1 protein-coding gene is annotated in these 222 nt (G+C 70.3%); it reads right to left on the bottom strand.

The features are described 5' to 3' along the window. A partial coding sequence (locus tag AX681_RS22605; protein ID WP_443026350.1) for a hypothetical protein occupies positions 1-222 on the bottom strand: 222 nt, incomplete at both ends.

The raw sequence follows: 222 nt of genomic DNA, 5'->3' as shown, positions 1-222 counted from the left end.
CCGCCATGACCTCGACGGGTGCGGTGTCGACCGGGGCGTCCGGGCTCTGCGTTATGATCTGCTTGCGCGGCCCGTCTACCACCGTGACGCTGCCGGCTTCCGGCGTGGGAACAGTCTTGGGCTGCACTGGCGTCGGCGCGGCAGATTTGCGGACCGGCTCGACGATGGTCACGCTGCCACCCTGCGGGCCGGCGACGGGTGCAGGCTCGATCGGCTTTGCGA

Source organism: Sphingomonas sp. CCH9-E2 (genome assembly GCF_001557215.1).
Taxonomy (GTDB): domain Bacteria; phylum Pseudomonadota; class Alphaproteobacteria; order Sphingomonadales; family Sphingomonadaceae; genus Sphingomonas.
Note: the sequence above shows the minus strand (reverse complement) of the source record. Positions and strands in the feature narration are given on the sequence as shown.